The sequence below is a fragment of the Radiobacillus kanasensis genome (genome assembly GCF_021049245.1).
Classification (GTDB): Bacteria; Bacillota; Bacilli; order Bacillales; family Amphibacillaceae; genus Radiobacillus; species Radiobacillus kanasensis.
Genome location: NZ_CP088020.1, coordinates 2,298,288 through 2,318,762 on the forward strand (window position 1 = coordinate 2,298,288; position 20,475 = coordinate 2,318,762).

The following is a 20,475-nucleotide window of genomic DNA, read 5'->3' on the forward strand; positions in this document are numbered from 1 at the left end:
ATTAATCTCCATCATTGTCGTCATCTGAATCATCATCCGCATCTGTACCCTTAGCATTAAATGTGTACTCTCCATTTTCAACTAAAACATAAGCTCCATCCCAATTTCCTGCTAGGTCTTCATCATTTTCAATATAATCATTAGTAATAAGTGTGTCTATTTCATATCCTTTATTGTTACCATTATTTACATCCTCTACAGCCAAACCATTAGCATCCGCTAATCTTGCAGCTTCCTCAAAGAGTTCCTCTTGTGATTCTGTCACGTCACCTTTTGCTTTAGTAATTATAGTCGAAATCCCCGGAATCGCAATCGCAGTAATAATCGCTAAAATAGCAATAACCGCAAGCAACTCTACTAACGTAAATCCTCGTTCTCTTTTCCACAATTTCTTTAATGTTTGTAACATAAGACTTACTCCCTTCCCATTTATAATAAATTCTATTACTGTTCTAAGACTATTATACTATAAAGTTTCTATTGAATGGGAATTCCATTAAAAACTCTCGAAAAACGAAAACATCGGAATAACGATAGCCATGACGATACCCCCAACTACAACGGAAAGAATGACAATCATAAGTGGCTCTAGTACTGCCTTCAGACGCTCGGAGGCATAATCCAAGTCATCTTCATAGAAATCTGCTACTTTTTCTAGCATTTCATCTAAGGATCCAGATTGTTCACCTATCGCAACCATTTGCGTTAATAAAGGCGGGAAAGACCAATGCCTTTCCATAGGTTTAACCATCGACTCTCCTTCTTCGATAGAGTCGCGAGCCTGACTTAATACGTCTTGCATGACCTCATTTTTCACAATTTCTTCGGTTATTTTTAATGACTGGAGAATAGGAGTTGACCCTTTCAAGAGTACACTCCAGGTCCTGGTCATTCTCGCTAATAAGGATTTATGATAGAAAGAACCAAAGATAGGTGTTCTTAGTTTAAAGTGATCCAATTGTTTTGAGTATTTTGTCCTGCGGTCTATATACCCATATAAAACGACAAGTAATCCTAAAATTAATAAAATCACCCACCAAATTTGTTGAAATACGTCAGATATTTGTAATAAAACCTTCGTATAAACGGGCAATTCCTGTTCCATTGATGTAAACATGTTTTCAAAGACAGGTAAAATAAAGGCAAATAAAAACATCGTGATTAGAAAGGCAACACTTCCAACTACTGCTGGATAAAGCGATGCAGCCATTACTTTTTGTTTCAGTCGATATTGTTTCTCATAATACAGCGCCATATTTTCTAGAATCTCATCTAAATTACCACTTACTTCCCCTGCAACGAACATGTTGACGAGTAATTCTGGAAACACCTTTGGATGTTCTTCTACTGCACGGGATAACGGTTGACCAGCCTCTAAGTCCATCTTGATCGCAAACAAGACTTCTTTAAAAAAGCGGTTGTTCGTCTGTTCTAATAGAATAGATGTGCTTTCTGCCAGACTTATTCCTGCCTTCATCAGAGTGGACATTTGTCTTAAAAAAAGAATAAGCTCCCTTTGTTTCACTTGTGAAAATATCGTTACATCTTTATATAAAATAGAATCTAAAGGGTATAAGTCAAAGATAGTCCAGTTTCTATCCTGCAGGATTTCAAGAGCGTCTTCTTCTGATAACGCATGAATCTTTCCAGTCTTAAGCTTCCCGTGTTTGTTTCTTCCTTTGTAGCGATAGTACATGCTAGGCACCTCTTCCACTTAAGAAGGGCAATGCGATTTCCTCGGAAATAACGCGTTGTTGGAGTAATTGCTTCACGCTCATTTCCAAGGTGTGCATGCCTTGATCCTTAGACGATTGCATAAAACTAGGGATCTGATGCATTTTATCATTACGAATTAAGTTTTTGATCGCAACAGTGTTTCGCAAAATTTCAGTTGCAGCTCGTCTACCCGAGTAATCAGCTGTCGGAAGTAGTCTCTGAGATATAATAGCCTCCAAAACATTAGCAAGCTGTGTTCGAATTTGATCCTTTTGTTGGGAAGGAAACACATCTATTATTCGATCCATCGTCGATGCGGCATCTGTTGTATGGAGAGTGCCTAGAACGAGATGGCCGGTTTCCGCTGCCGTAATGGCAGTCGAAATCGTTTCCCAATCGCGCATTTCCCCAACTAAAATGACATCAGGATCTTGCCTTAAGCAGGCACGCAACCCATTAAAAAAAGATAGTGTATCAAATCCAACCTCACGTTGATCAATAATGCTACGCTGATGGGAGTGCAAATATTCAATCGGGTCTTCCAACGTAATAATATGTTTGGACAAGTGCTGGTTCATATAATCAATCATAGAAGCTAACGTTGTACTTTTTCCGCTTCCTGTTGGTCCAGTTACTAAGATTAATCCATGCTGGCTTTTGGCAATCGTTTTTAAAATACTTGGTAGCTGTAAATCGTCAATAGACGGAATCGAGGATGGAATGATTCGCGCAGCGATCGATATACAGTTTCTTTGGTGAAAGATATTAATTCGAAACCTAGAAACCCCTCTAATTCCATAAGAAAGATCGAGCTCCTTCTTTTCCAAAAATAGCTTCCACTGTTCTTCTGAAAGGACAGACTGCACCATTTCTTCGGTATCTTTCGGTTTCAATTCCCCCTCCTCTTCGGAAAACTTTAAATCCCCGTTAACACGGAAGACAGGCTTTGATCCAACCGTGAGATGTATGTCAGATGCTTTATATTGATGAGCAGTTGTTAGTAGTGAGTCAAAACGGTTCATGATTCGTTCCTCCTATTCTTCCATCGTAACACGTAATACTTCTTCAATTGTGGTCCAGCCATCTTTTATCTTTTGCAATCCATCTTCAACGAGAAATGCCATACTACTATTTCTAAGATGGTCACGAATCGCTGAAACAGAAGCATGATTCATCAGCATTTCTCTGACTTTATCATCAATGACTAGTAGTTCATGAATAGCCATTCGTCCTCGATACCCCGTATGTTTGCAACGCTCACACCCTTGTCCAAAGGAGACAGTGTCCACATTTAAATTGTATTTAGTAAAAAGGGTTTGCTCTACAGAAGTTAATGGACGCTCTTTCTTACAATCAGGACATATTCGGCGCACTAATCGTTGCGCCATAATGCCGGAAACCGAGGAAACAACGAGAAATGGCTCTACGTCCATATCTAGTAACCTTGGGATTGCACCTACCGCACTATTCGTGTGAAGGGTGCTAAAGACAAGGTGACCCGTCAACGAAGCACGAACGGCAATTTCTGCCGTTTCCTTATCTCGTATTTCTCCTACCATAATGATATTGGGATCTTGCCTTAAGATGGACCGAAGGCCTTTGGCGAAAGTTAATCCAATCGATTGATTGACCTGTACTTGATTCACGCCAGGAAGTTGGAATTCAACTGGATCTTCGATGGTGACAATATTCACTTGCTCATTATTTAAATAATGAATAGATGCATACAGTGTCGACGTTTTACCTGACCCTGTTGGACCTGTGAGAAGGATTAATCCAGAAGGTTTTTCTATTAATTGAACGTATGATTGATGAATATCTTGGCTAAAATCAATCTCCGTCAATTTTTTAAGGACGTGAGACAAATCTAATAAGCGTAATACTATCTTTTCTCCATATACAGTAGGAAGGGTTGAAATACGTACATCCACTGCCGTTTTATGAATAGTAGTTCGGAACCTACCATCTTGGGGGAGTCTGGATTCAGTAATGTTTAAATCAGCAAGAATCTTTATACGTGCCGTAAGGGAATTCTGGACATCCTTTGGCAATATTCGATCTGTCCGAAGCATGCCGTCCACACGGTAGCGAACCGTGATTTCTTCGTTACTAGGGTCTATGTGGATATCGCTTGCGCCTAATGTGATTCCTCTTTCTAGAATCTGATTCACATAACGAATTGCAGGTGCTTCGTTATCATTTTCTTCGTCCATGATTCGATTTCTGTCTCCGCTATAATATTGGTGAATTGCATTGATAATTTCTTGTTTTGTTGCCATAACCGGAGAGACTTGTAGTCCAGTTGAAAGCTCCAAGTCGTCAATGGCATAGTAATCAATAGGATCATTCATGGCGACAGTAATCGTGCCTTCTTTAACTTGAATCGGAATAAGTAGGTTTTTTTTAGCGAAATCTTTGGAAACATAGGTCAAAGCTTCACGATCTATTGGATATCGCTGCAAGGCAATACGAGGAATGCCTAGTTGAAATTCTAGTACTTGTATCAGCTGCTCCTCGGTAATAAGTCCTCGTTCCAGCAAAACATCCCCTAATTTTTGCCCATCTTTTTTATATTCTAATGCTCTGATGATATCTTCTTCTGATAAAATACCAGACTCTTTTAATAGATCTCCTAGCTTTTTCTTCATAGATGAGCCTCCTTGACCTTGTCCCTAACATGAAGTCCTCGTTTTACGTGATAAAAAACCCTAGGGGCTCTAGAGTTTTTAAATGGGTTCGGTTGTTACTTGTTCATAGACAGCTACTCGGTTTCGACCAGCTTGTTTGGCACCAACATACATCGCACGATCCGCATGTCTAATCAATTCTATTGGGTCTTCACAGTTATTTGGATAAGTAGCCATTCCTATACTAGCCGTAATATTGACCGATACCGCTTCTTCCTGCACTAAGATGTGTTGGGCGACGACAAATGGAATATCTGCAATTACCGTTCTGATTCTCTCCGCAACTTCCCGTCCTTCTTCTAGTGGAGTATTTTCAAGGAGAACGACAAACTCTTCTCCACCGTACCGAGCAACTAGATTCGCCGATCCAACCACCTTTGTTAATCTTTTCGCTAATTCTTGTAAAATTTCATTTCCACTTTGATGTCCATACGTATCGTTCACTTGTTTAAAATGATCTAAGTCTAACAAAATTAAGGATATTGGCTTCACCGGCTTCGGACAGTCCGTCATAGCCTGCAAATAGGATTCTAAATATCTATAATTGTACAATTGGGTAAGCGAATCACGTTCACTTTTCGTCTTTGTTTCTTCATAGCTACGAGCGTTTCCCATCGCAACTGCTAAATAGTTAATAAGAATATCCACGAGCATGAATTGATACTTCTCGAATGCCCTTCGTTTTTTGGAAAGGATGGTTAGAACACCCGTAATTTGATTATTTCTTTCAATCGGTAAAGAAATCAAACTTTCTGTTGAAATAGGGAGTGCTACATCTTTCATTTTATTCCATTCCTTATTGGAATGGAAATGAACTCCCCTCTGACTTCCCCAAACATGACCGCTTACAGACTCAAACTTAAACAGGCGATCTTTTTCTGGAAAATCCATTTTTTTCTCTATATCATAAAAGCGAGTTAATTTTAAATACGTCTGATCCGTCACATCATAAATTAAAACGTAATCGATTGGTAGCAACGAAGTAATTTCTTCAATAAATAGGTCGATGACTTCATTCATTTCCAGCTGCTCTGTTAATTTGTGCCCAATTTCACTAGTTTTTTGCAGGTAATAGTTTACGCTTTGGGTGGAATAGTAGAGCATTAGAATAACCGAAATACTAATAAATGGAACGCCAACATAATAGACCGCGGCAACTCCAATTTCCCCATACATTAAGTACAAAACAAATCCTACAGGAAGAACGATTAGGCTCGTCATAAATTCCCAGGCAATGCCTTTGTCGAACCATTTCAAGTTTACTCCATAAACAATCTTTTGAAAGAACTTTAATAAGATTTGATTTGTTAAAAAAGTCGCAATCACATATCCTATTACCGGCAATAATGAGTTTAGAGATTGAGTAGAAACGGAGTTAACGTCTCCACCTAATAGTTCAAACGTATAGGCAGCGGTAACAGACACACTTAGAAACATGAGCATATTTAATGGATAACGAAATAACTCTTTTGTTCCAACGCGTAGTTTTAACATCAACACAACCAATGCGATCTGTGTCAAAATGATTTCAACAAAAAGGCCAAAGCTTAAAAAGACAGCAAAGCTAATTCCGTGAACGAAAAAAATCGGTATATTATTTACGATTAGTGGAAAAGCAGCTACAACAGACATTAATAGCCCGAAAGAAAGGATCGCTATCCATTGTCCTTGCAGGTTGACAGGAGTCCAAGCCTGATAAATCATCCAAATAGCCCATGGCCATATCAACAACCACGCTAGCCATAGTGCAACTTGTTTACTCTTCGGCACCATATCTACTACTCCCCTTCTACTCATCCACTATTTCCCAAAAATTAAGGACTATAGCCTTAAAGATTCAAAAAATATTGATAGTACTAAAATATCATAATTATTCCAATTAAACAAAATGTTTTCTCACTTTTCCGACAAAATGTAACGAACCCACTATAAAGAGGTGATCCATTTCTTCTGTTTTCGACAACATGGAATGTAACGCTTCTTCCCAGTTCTTCACAAAAGTATAATCCCTCTCTTCAAGTGCGCTAATATCCTGCTCTCCTGCCGCTCTTGGATGATCGAAGGTTGTCACAATCACCTCTTCAAAATCATCGTTAACCTGATTTAGCATGGCTGCGATAGGCTTATCACGAAAGGCAGCAAATAATAGACGTTTTTTATTGTTCCCGTAATATTGATCTATCGCTGCCATAAAGCTCTTCATTCCTTCTACATTGTGTGCTCCGTCCACGATGACATGTGGATGCTGCGATACAACTTCAAACCTGCCGGGAACAGTTGCTTCTCGCAAAGCCTTTCGCACAGTTTTCTCCTCTAAGATAATTTCATGTTGCTCCATCGTAAATAGACCCATCAAAGCTAACGCGGCATTTTCGGCTTGATGATTTCCTTTCATTCCAACCTCTACTCGATTCCATGTATGGATAGGAGATGAAAAGTGGAAAGTAGAAGCATCCTCTACTGTAGCCTGGATATGAAATTCTTTTCCTAATCTATATAAAGGTGCATGTTCTATCTCCGCTTTCTTTTCAATCACACGTAATGCTTCCTTCTGTGTAACACCTGTTAGGATAGGTACGTGTGACTTAATGATCCCTGCTTTATGCTCCGCAATATTAGCATAACTATTTCCTAAAAAGGTCGTATGATCAAGTCCAATCGTTGTAATAATCGTTAAAATTGGTTGAATACAATTGGTTGAATCGTCTCTTCCTCCCATCCCTACCTCAAAAAGGGCATAATCTACCGTGGAGGCCAAAAAAACAATCGCAACCAGGACTAGTATTTCAAATTCGGTTGGTGGGTCATTTATTTCGTCTAGCTGTTTAATAACCGGATAAATTTTTTGCATTGTCTTCACAAACTCTTCATCCGTAATGGATACATCATTTCTTTTAATATGGTCATGAATACGATCAAGACTTGGCGACATAAACGTTCCAACTTGATAACCATGCTGGAGAAGAACCTCTTGTAAATAGGTCGTGACAGACCCTTTTCCATTTGTTCCACCAATATGGATAGCCTTCATCTTTTTCTCCGGATGATCTAATTCATTTAGCATATATTCCATTCTATGTAATCCGGGCTTAATACCTAGGTTTTGTCGGTCTTGCATAAATGCTAGTACAGCTTCCATATTTGGAAACATAGTAACGCTCCCCTTTGTTGTTTGCTATAATGGGGATTATATCAAATAATGCACGAAAACCTAAGGGAAGAAAGGGATATACATGACACTAAAAGGTTGGGTAATTTATAACGGACATTTACCAGGTCCAAAATTTAAAGATTTTGCGGAATGGATACGAGAAGCCGGTGAAAAACAAGGCACCGACATAGCGATCATTCCAAACGACCACTTACTTTCTTTCCATGCTGAAAATGGACCAACAATCTTACAAAAAGAAAAAACAAATTTTCCGGATTTCGTCCTTTATTCGGACAAGGATATTCCTTTAGCTAGAACAATAGAAACCATGGGGATTCCTGTCTTTAACTCGTCTCATTCTATAGAGCTCTCAGACAATAAAATAGAAACATATCAACGACTAGCAGCCCACCATCTACCTATCCCAAGAACGATGGTTGCCCCGAAAGTATTTAGTGGAAGCCTTCAAGCCGAAACGTTTCTTTCTGTCCCAGAGTTTTTTACGTTTCCGTTTGTCGTTAAAGAAGCTTTCGGATCCTTTGGCGAACAGGTTTATCTGGTACATACCGAAGAAGAATTACAACAGAAACTACTAGACATTAGCAATAGACCATTCATCCTACAAGAGTTTATTGAAACGAGTTACGGACGAGATTTAAGACTTAACGTTGTTGGTGATCAAGTCGTCGCAGCAATGGAACGAACTTCAGACAACGATTTTCGTGCTAATGTCAGTGCTGGCGGGATAATGAAGCCACATACACCTACCGCGCAAGAAAAAGAACTAGCGATCCAAGCCACGAAAGCAATAGGGGCTGATTTTGCTGGGGTTGACCTTTTGTTTGGAAAAGACGGATATCCCATTATATGTGAGATTAATTCCAATGCACACATAAGAAATATTTTCGATTGTACAGGAATAAACGTCGCAGACTACATCGTTTCTTATGTCCTAAATCAAGTAAATCGAGGTAAAAAGTAATGATTTACGTTGGTTGGCTCATATATCGAAAAGAAGATGCCGAACGAAACCAGGCATATATTGATTGGTTTATAGAGGAATGTAGTAAACAATCGATTAAGCTTCACCTTGTTCTACGAGAAGAAATAGGAATCGGCATACAAAATAATCAACTCTCTTTAGAATCGAAGTATCCACTACCTGATTTTGCCGTCGTTCGAACGATAGAGCAGATGTTAAGCTCACACTTAGAGCGACTTGGAGTAGCTGTCTTCAATTCGTCAACCGTCTCCATGATTGCGAACCACAAAGGGATGACCCACCAAGTTATGGGTCAGCTCGGGATCCCGATGGTTGACACAACCTTTTACAGAAAACACGATCAAGTCGTGAAACCACCGCTTCCCTTTCCCATTGTTGTAAAAGATACGGAAGGTCGTGGAGGAAAGCAAGTATTTCTTGCAAACGATATGAAGGAATGGGATGAGATTAAGCCACATCAATGGGATAGCGATTGGTTGGTTCAAAGCACCAATGTCCAACCAGGAAAAGATTTACGTGTCTTCGTTATCGGTAAAAAGGTTATCGCAGCCGTATTGCGAGAGAATCACTCGGATTTCCGGGCTAACTTTTCCTTAGGTGGTAAAGCTAGACTTTATGAATTAAGTGTAGAAGAAATAAAAATCGTACAAACAATCATCGATGCTTTTGATTTTGATATGGTCGGAATAGATTTTTTGTTTTCACTAGAAGGAAAACTTTTGTTCAATGAAATCGAGGATATAGTGGGAAGTCGAACACTCAGTCAGCTAAGTTCAATCAATTTACTCGCGCAATATGTGAACCATATCCGTAAGACCTTAGAGGAAACAAATTAACAAAAAAGGGTTGCCGATCATGACTGGCAACCCTTTTTCCGTTATGCTTTTAATTCTTTTAACCGTGCTTGAACTCTGCTTTGTTTATCTTGGTATTCTTGTTGTTTTTGTTTTTCTTCTTCTACTACTTTTGCAGGTGCTTTTTGAACGAAACCATGATTGGAAAGTTTCTTTTCTACTCGCTCTACTTCTTTCGTCCATTTTTCTAGCTCTTTTTCTAATCGAGCGATTTCTTTATCCACATCGATTAATCCTTCTAATGGAAGATAAAGAGCAGCGCCTGTTACAACGGCGGACATCGCTTTTTCCGGTGCGTTAATAGAAGTAGCAATTTCAAGCGTACTTGGGTTACAAAACTTTTCTAAATAATGTCTATTTTTTTGAAGCTCTGCAACGATTTCATCACTCTCCGCTTGAATAAGTAGCTGAATCTGTTTCGACATTGGGGTATCCACTTCGGCCCTAATGTTTCGTACTGCACGGATAATACCTACTAAACGTTTCATTTCTTCCGCTGCTTGCTCGTCGTGTAAATCCTCTTTCACTTGTGGCCATTCAGAAACTGCGATAGAAGGGCCATCATGCGGTAAAGACTGCCAAATTTCTTCTGTAACGAAAGGCATAAATGGATGAAGCATTCTCATCGTTGAGTCTAATACATAAGCAAGAACGGATCTAGTCGTTTTCTTCGCTGCTTCATCCTCACCGTATAGAGGCAACTTCGCCATTTCGATATACCAGTCACAGAAATCGTCCCAGATAAAGTTGTATAAATATCGTCCCGCTTCCCCAAATTCGTATTTATCAACGTTTTTCGTTACTTGCTCAATCGTTTGGTTTAAGCGTGTAAGAATCCATTTATCCGCAACGGATTTCTCTCCTGATAAAGCAATATCCTCATACGTCAACCCTTCCATATTCATCAAAGCAAAACGTGAAGCATTCCAGATCTTGTTGATGAAATTCCAAGTGGATTCAACCTTTTCCCAGTTAAAACGCATATCTTGACCAGGCGTGTTTCCTGTTGCTAAGAAGTAACGGACGGAATCCGCACCGTATTTTTCAATTACTTCCATCGGGTCAATACCATTTCCTAATGATTTACTCATTTTCCGACCTTGAGGATCCCGAACGAGTCCATGGATTAACACATCATCGAATGGGCGTTTCTCGGTAAACTCTAACGATTGGAAAATCATACGTGCTACCCAGAAGAAAATGATATCGAAACCTGTTACAAGCACACTGGTTGGGAAATATCGTTTGAAATCTTCCGCTTCTTCATTTGGCCAGTTCATGGTAGAAAACGGCCAAAGCGCAGACGAGAACCATGTATCTAATACATCTTCGTCCTGCTCCCAGTTTTCTACATCAGAAGGAGCTTCTTTTCCAACATATATTTCTCCCGTTTCCTTATGATACCAAGCTGGAATTCGATGTCCCCACCAAAGCTGTCTCGAGATACACCAATCACGGATATTTTCCATCCAGTGTAAATACGTTTTCTCGAATCGCTCTGGTACGAAGTTTACTTTCTCATCCGTGTTTTTTTGCAATTCAACAGCTGCATCTGCAAGTGGCTGCATTTTAACAAACCATTGTGTAGACAGATACGGCTCCACAACGGCACCGCTTCGCTCTGAGTGACCTACAGAATGCGTATGATCTTCGATTTCGAAAAGAACATCCATGTTTTGTAATTCTTGAACAATCTGCTTACGGCATTCAAAACGATCTAATCCTTGATATTTTCCTGCTTTCTCGTTCATCGTGCCGTCTTCATTCATGACGAGGATTCTTTCTAAATCATGTCGATTTCCAATCTCAAAGTCATTTGGATCATGTGCTGGAGTTATTTTAACCGCACCAGAACCAAATTCCATATCTACATAATCATCGGCCACAATAGGAATTTCACGATTTACAATTGGTAACACAACTGTTTTACCTATTAAGTGCTTATAGCGCTCATCTTCTGGATGAACCGCGACCGCTGTATCCCCAAGCATCGTTTCTGGGCGAGTGGTAGCAATCTCAATGTGACCTGAACCATCTTTTAGCGGGTAACGCATGTGATAGAAGTGCCCTTGCACATCCTCATATATAACCTCAATATCCGAAAGAGCCGTCTTCGTTGCTGGATCCCAGTTAATGATATATTCACCACGATAGATAAGTCCTTTTTCATAAAGACTGACAAACACCTCTTTAACAGCATCGGATAGTCCTTCATCTAACGTAAAGCGTTCACGGGAATAATCTAAGCCTAGGCCTAGCTTTGCCCATTGCTGGCGGATGAAATCTGCATATTCTTCTTTCCAATCCCAAACACGCTCTACAAATTTTTCCCGACCTAAGTCATATTTGTTTTCGCCTTGTTCACGTAACTTTGCTTCTACTTTAGCTTGAGTTGCAATCCCAGCGTGGTCCATTCCTGGTAACCAAAGGACATCATAACCTTGCATTCTTTTGTAGCGCGTAATAATATCTTGTAAGGTTAGGTCAAGTGCATGCCCGATGTGTAGCTTCCCCGTTACGTTTGGGGGAGGAATTACCACTGAAAACGGCTGTTTGCTCTCATCCCCTGTTGCTTCAAAAAACTTTCCATCTAACCAAAACTGATAGCGATTTTGCTCCACTGAGGATGCATCATACTTTGGTGGTAATGAACCTTGTTGTTTGTCTTCCATCTTGTTTTCCTCCTTCTATCATCTGTGAACAGAAAAGGCTTTACCAAATAAAAAATCCTTCTCATCCCGAAAAAGGACGAAAAGGATTTAATTCCGTGGTACCACCTTTATTTGCAGACAAAAACTCTGCACACTCATCTAGATAACGGCTTTCAACCGGCTTCTTCTACTAAAAGATTCAAAGAAGCTGCATCCGGGGTGACCTTCCAAAGTGCACATTCCTAGGAAATCTTTCAGCTAGTGATTTCCCTCTCTACAGGCGTTTCCTTTGTACTCTTCCCATCCTTGCATTTAACTGTTCTATGTTATTAGCTATTTTATCCAAAAATCTGCAAAGAAGTCAATAGAAAGAAAAACGGAAGCAACCGTTTAGCGACGTACGGACTGGACTGAGCCGTAGGAGATAAAGGAAACACGGCGAACGGAGTGAACCGATGTTGACTTATCGTACGGAGGTGAGGGAAGTCTCGCTAGTCGCTGGGCGCTGGAGTTAGACATCGTACGAATAATTTCACCATTTCTATCTTAGGAAATCTTAGTGACACTTAGTTTTGCACAACTTGAGGCTGTCCACACATATGATACACCAAAACCAATGGAAGGAGTAGGATGATGTCACGCTTCTATCGATATAAATTACCACCATGGGCGCGAAACTGCTTAGTCGTTTGTGAAAATGTCACATTACCACTCTTAATTTTTCAAGCTGTACGAACAATTTTTTTTCCGACTACGTTTGACGTCCTTCTGTTAGGAATACTTTTAGGAATCTATATCGCTTTCTTTTTAAAATGGATTTAATCACTGGAGGTTGATTCCTCCATGGTTTGTTCACGTAATTCTTTCAGTTTACTTTGTAGCTTTAACCCACTTAAAATTCTACGATAATGATACTCTAGGTAGCGAATTTGAAATGGTTGTGGCCTATTGTATTCTTGTTTTAAATACCGGTTTATCACATTTAAGTAATAGCTTGGATTTAAGCTATGGATGGCCAATAGACTTTTCTCATAATCTTCAAGTGGATTATAGGATTCATAAATGGGCATAGATTGGATGATGTAATCTACACGGTTATCATGATACTTTGCTTCATGAAATAGATAACTAGCTAAGTCCTGAACAGGTGGACCAAAATAAGCATGTTCCCAGTTAAGAAAATAGGTCATTTCCTGCTGGAATACTTTGTGAGAAGAACGGAGGTCTCCATGGCATAGAGCGATTGGAAATGCCTTGATATCCTCCACCTCATCCAAATATTCATCGTACCATTCATGTAAAGCACGGAAAGCGTGCAAAATATCCCGATATTGCGTACAAACTCGAAGTTCAAATGGAGCCATATACCGCCTTTGCTCAAACTTTTCCACATATGCCGTTAGTTTACGCTCCATTTGATTCAAGCGTTTCTTCTCTTTTTGGATTTGTTTCATCGCACGGCTTTTATCAAATGGATGGGAACGCTTTGTTCGATTATGGATTGTTCCTATCTCTTTCATAAAGGATTCCATTTCATGGTCCGGTTCGTCAACTTCTCTTGCTTCACACCAAGGGGTTAGATAATAATAGTCGGTATCATACACGCAAGAAATATCTTGATCCCTTGTCAAAAAAACGGGCAAAATGGACGATAGCTGCTCCTTGTTCGCAATACTATATACCTGTTGCCACATAGAAAGAGAAGACGCTTCTAGCTTAGAGCGTTTTAGGGCAAAGGAAAGATTATGACTTTGAACTTTGTACAACCTCGACGTAATCGGAATCATATTAGTTGAGGCAATCTGGTAGTTTTCTAGTACCTTTTGTAAATGGTCCATTTTATTCACTCCAGTTTTTGCTTTTATTTAGATGATAAGAAGATATACATGAAAATCCCTTGTCACGAATAGATGTGGCAAGGGATTTTATTACTCTGGTTGATAAAAAGGAATGAAACACATCCAGTTATTTTGAGGGGATATATAGAATTTGCCCCTCTTTTATATCATCACTTAGAAGACCGTTTTTATTTGAAATAACTAGCGGAGACACTTCATATCTTTCAGCAATGGTGTCAAGTGTATCGCTCTGTTGAACAATACACATTCTCACTCTTGTATATTGCTCTTCCGCTTCTTCGAACATATTAAGTAGATACGTAGGATCAGGGGCATCCACTTCCTCCCGTTCCTCTCGAAGAAGTTCCTCAGGTGTAACATCCAATTGCTTCGGCTTTTCTTCTACTAATGGAGCAGTTTCATCGCTTCCTTTTCCTTTAGCAGTTGCTGCAAAAAATTCTGCAAGAGACTGAGATTTCTTCTTCTTCCCTTTCTCTTTTGCAGGTACCTCCACCTTCTCTTCTTTTTGCTCTAGTTCTTCTTCTACCTCATCAAGCACATCTATTTCATCTTCCAAGGCAGGATCTAATGGAGGTTCAGCGAAATCTTCTGCAAAATCTGGTTCTGGCTCCGGCTGTTGTTCCGAGCGGTTTTTGACATCAAACTGAAACGTTTCATCTAAGGCTACGGATTTTGCTTCATCATTGGCATCTGCGTAATTATTATCTGTTTGGAGGTCGCGATCCTCCGCTGTTGCCTCATATGAATTTGATTCTTCTAATACGCCATGGATAGCAATACGTGCCATCAGTTTAAGTTGGCTATTTTCCGGCAGCTCATAGTCAAACGATTCGATACCTACCATCACATCATCTAATTCGTGAATGCGGTAGTTCGGGATCGAAACTTCTACTGGAAACGTATGAAAAAATTCATTCACACCATCGTCATAACTTTCCACCCGTTCCACCATTCGCTGAGATGGGTGATCTCTGAGTGTAAGGATATCGTCCGATTCCCAAACCTCTCCTTGTACTTGAAAATACTCCCCTTTAAGCTCGATCACACCTCTTATCGACACAAAATCCTCATATTCTTGGATAGATATCTCTGGATCTAAGGAAATTCCCATTATTTCTTCTACTTCCTGTCCTTTTTTAAACCACAAGGATTCATTTAAATCAAAAGTAAAAACGGATTGTCCGTCAGTCAACATGAACTCCTCCCCTCAAAATCAAAAAGCTGTTCGAACATTTCCCTCACTCCAGATATATGAGGACGTTGACTCATTTATGCACATTTGTTAGGGGATGAATGGAAATACAATGAAGGAAAAAAATTAGAACCCAATAATGACAGTAAATTGGTTAGATATTTGGATGAAGAGAATAGCAAAGATAGTAAGTTCAACTAACATACAGGTTAGGAATACCTTCTTGGTGGGGTATTTGATTTGAAGTAGGTAAGAAACGAACCAGACAACTAATACGGTGAAAAATAGAGAGAGCTTCCATATTTCGAAATGTACATACAACCACGAAACAAGCAAACAAATAGAACCAATTGATACAATTCCGATTCCTATGTTTGTGCTGTGAATTATTTTTTTGTTCATTAAGGAGTCACTCCTTTCTTAGAAAAATTCAAAACCTAACAATACCTTTTATGTAATGGAAAATCAATCCAGAAAGAATAAAAGCAACCACTATCATGACAGGAGTCACTACGAGTACACCTATAAGATTTGTCTTGTAATTTATCGGAACATAAGATTCCCATATCGCACCGACACTTTCCCATAGCACTAAAAATATTGAGGCAGTCAAAACTATGTAACTGATTTTTTCTAGAAATAATTTCATGTATGATCCAGCTCCCTACAACCCATAACTAAAATCTAAATCAGGAATCCCTTTAATACATCCAATATTGTTGATTCACTCCAATGCACATAATGACCACTTTTTATTGGATAATAGGTAATCGGAAGGTTCTTGTATTTCAGCATCTTTTGTATGTACTTTCTAGTATTTCTGTACTCTTTTTCATTTATATTTTCAAACGTACCGTAAACTAGACAGGTTTTCACTTTAACACTTTTGAGTAGCTTCGGAAGATTCAGGTTATAGTAACCAAACATCAGTGATAACCCTTCTTCTGTAATATTTGGAGCTTCTTTAACTGCTAACCTTACATACTCATTCTCTACAATAGAAATACGTTCACAAAACTCTTTAACTTCGACACTTAATTCATCTTTCTTTTGCTCGTCCTGTTGAGTAAAGAAAGGAGTTAATTTATTCAAAAATCGCTTTCCAAACAGATGAACACATACATTAAGAAATGGTAACACATAGGCGAAGGATCCAAATTCAGCTATGGGTACCCTTGGGAATGGCTTATGTCCTTGATCCAATAAGATTAATTTCTTTACTCTTTCAGGATAATGAACAGCGAAAGCTAACAATACTGCTCCGCCTAAAGAATGCCCGATTAAAGATACGCTATCTATCTCACATTGGTCCATATAGGTTTTAACCCAATTCGCCAAGCTTTTAGACGTTACACGACCTTCTAGACCTTTGCTTTTACCTAAACCAGGCAAATCAATCATATGTGTTTCAAAGTTTTCTTTCATATGCACTGCGATATTAAGCCCTTCATTACCAGCAAAACCTGCAGCAGGAAGAAATAGAACGGGTTCCCCTTCACCTACTTTTTCAACATAATATTCTTGCGTTATATTTGTGATTTTCTTCCCCTCCAGTATTCTATTCCTTATATTGCTTAATCTACTAAACCAAAAAATCTAGTTGTAAACATGGAAACTAGTACTACGACAATGAAAATTGTTTGGCTGATTGTAAAAAGGTAGTCTTTTCGATTAGCTGCATACTTCCACTCCATCACAGCACGAGCAGCTTCTGATATAACAAGAAAGCTAATCATTAAAAACCACGGTTGCAGATACCAATGCTTCATAGTGCTAAGCATATTGAAGGGAATCGAAAGCAGTAAAATCACCATAAAACTGATTCTAATTGTCCAATCTATCTTTTTATGCCGATCATTCACGTGGTTATAGGAAAAGAATTTTTTCTTCTTTACATTTAAAAGCTTTCGCATCAACTTATTAAACAAATACAATAATAGAAAGAATGGACCTAGGATCAAAATAAGGTCAATCCATAAATCAGATTCACCACCATACATTATTAACCCCCCCTTTTAAGTTCAAATCTGTCATTTGGTATTTATTTCCTAGTAAAATATACGAGTATTGTAAGCAAAAGTTCCAAAAATTGTCCATTATGGTTCCATTATTATCTATATCCTCCCAGGTCGTACATTATCATTAGCGCGCTATTCCTGTTTAACCCAGGCTTCTATTATTTCAAGAAAAAAAGCGCTAATCCTCCTTGGACTACCGCGTTGTTTTCATTATTCATCGTTCAATAGTTCATCCAGAAACTTTTCTCTCTGTTGCAAAAAATACTTGGTGATTTGATAATGATCGGTCATTTCATAATCAATCTTGGAAATTTGACCATCGTCGAAGCTTAAAATGTCTGCATTTGGATAACCGAGTAAGATAGGAGAATGAGTAGCAATTATAAATTGCGCATCTCCTTCGGACGCAAGATCATGAATGATTTTCAAAAACGTCAACTGTCTTGCCGGAGAAAGAGCGGCCTCTGGTTCATCCAAAAGATAAATGGCTTTCCCTTTAAACCGATTTAAAAATAAAGACAAAAAAGATTCACCATGGGATTGCTCGTGTAAGGAGCGTCCACCATATGCATGAGCGGCCCCCACTGTATCAATGTGGGAAGCAAAATGGTAAAAGGACTCCGCTCGAAGAAAGAACCCATTTGTAACTTTCGGTAACCAAGACAGTCTTATATAATTGCCAAGAGACGATTCAGCAGCGTGCACGTCATAGAAATTATTTCGTCCCCCGCCTGCTGTATTAAAACCACATTTATCAGCAATGGCCTCAAGCAACGTCGATTTTCCAGAGCCGTTTTCTCCAACAAAGAAGGTCACCTTATTATTAATATCAATCTCTTCAAGGTTTTGGATAGATGGTATGTAAAACGGATATTTCTTCATCGATGGAATATTCTCGCGTAATAACGTTATTCGTTTTAAAAACATGTTCATCACCTACACAAAGTATAACAAATATAGACGAGGTCGTAGACAGTTTGTCATAACTCAATTGTTCCATAATGAAATAAGGATGTTTTTCTCCGATGCTGTGTAAACCCTAACTCACGAAATCTTTCACTTTTCCAGTGGTCTTTCAAAACCACTCGTTCTTTTGCTACACGTTTTGCTTCTATGATTAATTCTTGATTTATATCTGTTGTAAGTGCCTGCCCTCTAATCGAATTGATTCCACTGGAGGACTCAATGCTCGAGGTAAACATTGGATCAAAGTACACAACGTCTACAGAATCTGTATCCACTTGTGATAAAAAGGTAAAGTGATCTGCATAAACAACTTTTATCCTTCTCATCGCTTGATCAAATGCATCGTTTCCACTCGAAAATGAAGCAAGCCCCTCTTTTACTAAAAGATAAAGCAATTGATTTCCTTCCACACCAGTAACTGTTCCACTAGGACCGACCGCAAGACTTGCCATGATGCTATCAGATCCTAAGCCTAACGTACAATCGAGTATGGACATTCCTTCCTTTAATTTAGCTGTCGTAATCAAAGGTTCCTCTTCCCCTTTTGACAGACGTTTTGCCTGAATCATCGCTATATTGGGATGAAAGAATAGATTAGATGTAGCGTTTAAGGGAGAAATAAAAATGCGATCCTGCCCAACGACTACAATGTCATCCTGATACTGTTCTTTTAGACTCTGAATGGAAACACCGTTTCTACTTATGTATGGAATCCCAGAGGTGATAGCTAACCTTTTTGCGTAGGATACTATTGTACTTCCTGAGCGCCCGCCAGTTGTAATAATCATATTTTTCTTCCAATCGGTAATAGTTATTGAGATCATTATACACAATATAGAAAATAGAAAATGCATCCAAAATTTGGATGCACTCTACGGTTATTTATTTTTCTTAAATCTGCTCCACAATTTGACTTAACGCCTCATGAACAGGTGTAGCCGGACGACCTAATAGCTTGTCAAAATCATTACTTTCAATATCCAATTCTCCAGCTCGAATCCCCTTTTGGATTTCTACTAACATTGGAAGAACGAATTCTGGTACACCAGCTTCTTTCATACTGTTACGATAAGTCTCATCATCCACTTGTTTTACAGTTACTTCTTTTCCTAACACCTTTCCAACAGCAGCAGCCAATTCTTCTTGAGTTGTTGGTTTCCCAGACAGCTCATAAATGGTGTTTTCGTGCCCTTCCCCTACTAACACAGCGGCAGCAGCCTCCGCATAATCTTGTTGTAGAGCCCATCCTGTTTTCCCTGATCCTGCGGCTGTCACCCAAGGTGCTCCTTTCATTACTCCTTGAATGGTTCCTATTTCATTTTCTAAGTACCAGTTGTTCCGTAAAAAGGAATACGGAATACCTGTTTTTAGGATAGCTTCCTCCGCTGCTTGATGTGGAGGAGCAAGGAACATCTTGCTTTGGATAGCATTTCCAATACTAGTATAAGCGATGAACTTCACTTGTGCTCGATGAGCCGCTTCCACCGCATTCTTGTGCTGTTTTACTCTTGTTTCGTTGGCTCCATCCGCCGAAATAATTAATAAACGATCAATACCTTTAAAGGCAGAGTCTAATGTTTCAGGCTGATCAAAATCACCGTGCCGTACCTCTACCCCTCTAGCCTTGAGATCACCCGCTTTTTCCGGTTTACGAACACTGACAACTAAATCCGTTGCTGGTACAGTTTCTAATAATTTCTCTACAATTTTACTACCTAATTTACCTGTGGCTCCAGTTACGAGTAAATTCATCTTCCATCCTCCACTTCCACTTGTAATTAACCCAGTTACATGTCATCATCTTAATTGCAGTTATTGTATTTGTCAATTCCAATCCACCAATAGTATTACGAATGATGGTGATATATAAATGTTTAGGATATAATAAATGTGTAACTATTTTAGTTACATTAGTTAGAAAGTTTCTGGTAGGTGAACATAATGTCCATCAGTAGTCGTTTTTCTGTAGGAATACATATATTATCTCTAATTGAATTTAATAAAGATGGGGTAAGTTCCTCAGAGTATTTGGCAGAGAGTGTGAACACAAATCCTGCCCTCATACGAAAAATTACTGGCATGTTGAAAAGAGCCGGTTTAGTAGAAGTTCATCCAGGTATTGCTGGTGCTAGACTAGCAAAAGATTTGTCTAAAATTACTTTGTTAGACGTTTATAAAGCCGTTCATGTTGTACAGGAAAATGAATTATTTAATGTTCATGAGACCCCAAATCCGAAATGTCTGGTAGGTAGAAATATCCAAGATACTATTATCCCAGTATTATCTACTGCACAACATGCAATGGAGAAGGTATTAGGAAATGTAACGATTGAAGACATCGTACAAGATATTGTTCAAAAAGAAAATTTAAGTTAAGA

General features: G+C 39.0%; 18 protein-coding genes and 1 other annotated feature. Of the genes, 3 read left to right on the forward strand and 15 right to left on the reverse strand.

Features of this window, described 5'->3' with window-relative positions; all coding sequences use genetic code 11:
* Position 1 precedes the first annotated feature (1 nt).
* From KO561_RS11990 to KO561_RS12015, 6 genes are all read right to left on the reverse strand, one after another.
* A complete protein-coding gene (locus KO561_RS11990) occupies positions 2-409 on the reverse strand; it encodes a prepilin-type N-terminal cleavage/methylation domain-containing protein (RefSeq protein ID WP_231093489.1) in 408 nt (135 codons plus the stop codon).
* A gap of 87 nt (positions 410-496) precedes the next feature.
* Positions 497-1,696: a type II secretion system F family protein gene (locus tag KO561_RS11995; RefSeq protein WP_231093490.1), complete on the reverse strand. Its 1,200-nt coding sequence runs from the start codon at positions 1,694-1,696 to the stop codon at positions 497-499.
* 1 nt (position 1,697) lies between these two features.
* Complete coding sequence (locus tag KO561_RS12000) at positions 1,698-2,738, reverse strand: type IV pilus twitching motility protein PilT (protein WP_231093491.1); 1,041 nt, start codon at positions 2,736-2,738, stop codon at positions 1,698-1,700.
* 12 nt (positions 2,739-2,750) lie between these two features.
* Positions 2,751-4,364 (reverse strand): GspE/PulE family protein, encoded by a 1,614-nt coding sequence (locus KO561_RS12005; RefSeq protein ID WP_231093492.1) that lies wholly within the window; start codon positions 4,362-4,364, stop codon positions 2,751-2,753.
* Positions 4,365-4,442: 78 nt separating this feature from the next.
* Positions 4,443-6,200 carry a sensor domain-containing diguanylate cyclase gene (locus tag KO561_RS12010; RefSeq protein WP_231093493.1) on the reverse strand — a complete coding sequence of 586 codons (1,758 nt, stop codon included), beginning with the start codon at positions 6,198-6,200 and terminating at the stop codon, positions 4,443-4,445.
* An 82-nt stretch (positions 6,201-6,282) separates the two neighbouring features.
* A complete protein-coding gene (locus KO561_RS12015) occupies positions 6,283-7,554 on the reverse strand; it encodes a bifunctional folylpolyglutamate synthase/dihydrofolate synthase (protein ID WP_231093494.1) in 1,272 nt (423 codons plus the stop codon).
* 82 nt (positions 7,555-7,636) lie between these two features.
* Here KO561_RS12015 and KO561_RS12020 point away from each other — a divergent pair, with 82 nt between their 5' ends.
* Together KO561_RS12020 and KO561_RS12025 are read left to right on the forward strand one after the other, a co-directional pair.
* Positions 7,637-8,536, forward strand: coding sequence for an ATP-grasp domain-containing protein (locus tag KO561_RS12020; RefSeq protein ID WP_231093495.1), 900 nt, complete (start codon positions 7,637-7,639; stop codon positions 8,534-8,536).
* Positions 8,536-9,393, forward strand: coding sequence for an ATP-grasp domain-containing protein (locus tag KO561_RS12025; RefSeq protein ID WP_331000787.1), 858 nt, complete (start codon positions 8,536-8,538; stop codon positions 9,391-9,393). The genes KO561_RS12020 and KO561_RS12025 overlap by 1 nt, the downstream gene beginning before the upstream one ends.
* A 41-nt stretch (positions 9,394-9,434) precedes the next feature.
* Here the strand turns inward: KO561_RS12025 and KO561_RS12030 are convergent, their stop codons facing one another.
* From KO561_RS12030 to KO561_RS12075, 9 genes are all read right to left on the reverse strand, one after another.
* Positions 9,435-12,083 carry a valine--tRNA ligase gene (locus tag KO561_RS12030; protein ID WP_231093496.1) on the reverse strand — a complete coding sequence of 883 codons (2,649 nt, stop codon included), beginning with the start codon at positions 12,081-12,083 and terminating at the stop codon, positions 9,435-9,437.
* 69 nt (positions 12,084-12,152) lie between these two features.
* Positions 12,153-12,378, reverse strand: a binding site (T-box leader).
* A gap of 502 nt (positions 12,379-12,880) precedes the next feature.
* A complete protein-coding gene (locus KO561_RS12040; protein ID WP_231093498.1) occupies positions 12,881-13,900 on the reverse strand; it encodes a phosphotransferase in 1,020 nt (339 codons plus the stop codon).
* Positions 13,901-14,027: 127 nt separating this feature from the next.
* A complete protein-coding gene (spoVID, locus tag KO561_RS12045; protein ID WP_231093499.1) occupies positions 14,028-15,116 on the reverse strand; it encodes a stage VI sporulation protein D in 1,089 nt (362 codons plus the stop codon).
* Between the two features lie 123 nt (positions 15,117-15,239).
* A complete protein-coding gene (locus tag KO561_RS12050) occupies positions 15,240-15,515 on the reverse strand; it encodes a hypothetical protein (RefSeq protein WP_231093500.1) in 276 nt (91 codons plus the stop codon).
* A 282-nt stretch (positions 15,516-15,797) separates the two neighbouring features.
* Positions 15,798-16,709, reverse strand: coding sequence for an alpha/beta hydrolase (locus KO561_RS12055; protein ID WP_331000863.1), 912 nt, complete (start codon positions 16,707-16,709; stop codon positions 15,798-15,800).
* Positions 16,688-17,113 (reverse strand): DUF4181 domain-containing protein, encoded by a 426-nt coding sequence (locus KO561_RS12060; RefSeq protein WP_231093501.1) that lies wholly within the window; start codon positions 17,111-17,113, stop codon positions 16,688-16,690. The genes KO561_RS12055 and KO561_RS12060 overlap by 22 nt, the downstream gene beginning before the upstream one ends.
* A gap of 228 nt (positions 17,114-17,341) precedes the next feature.
* The gene (locus tag KO561_RS12065; protein ID WP_231093502.1) at positions 17,342-18,058 is read right to left on the reverse strand and encodes an AAA family ATPase; all 717 of its coding nucleotides are present in this window, start codon (positions 18,056-18,058) and stop codon (positions 17,342-17,344) included.
* Between the two features lie 53 nt (positions 18,059-18,111).
* The gene (locus KO561_RS12070) at positions 18,112-18,885 is read right to left on the reverse strand and encodes a class I SAM-dependent methyltransferase (protein WP_231093503.1); all 774 of its coding nucleotides are present in this window, start codon (positions 18,883-18,885) and stop codon (positions 18,112-18,114) included.
* A 103-nt stretch (positions 18,886-18,988) separates the two neighbouring features.
* The gene (locus KO561_RS12075) at positions 18,989-19,849 is read right to left on the reverse strand and encodes an SDR family oxidoreductase (protein WP_231093504.1); all 861 of its coding nucleotides are present in this window, start codon (positions 19,847-19,849) and stop codon (positions 18,989-18,991) included.
* A gap of 189 nt (positions 19,850-20,038) precedes the next feature.
* On the opposite strand from KO561_RS12075, the gene KO561_RS12080 reads away from it, so the two are divergent.
* Positions 20,039-20,473 carry an Rrf2 family transcriptional regulator gene (locus tag KO561_RS12080; RefSeq protein ID WP_231093505.1) on the forward strand — a complete coding sequence of 145 codons (435 nt, stop codon included), beginning with the start codon at positions 20,039-20,041 and terminating at the stop codon, positions 20,471-20,473.
* The last annotated feature ends 2 nt before the right edge of the window (positions 20,474-20,475 follow it).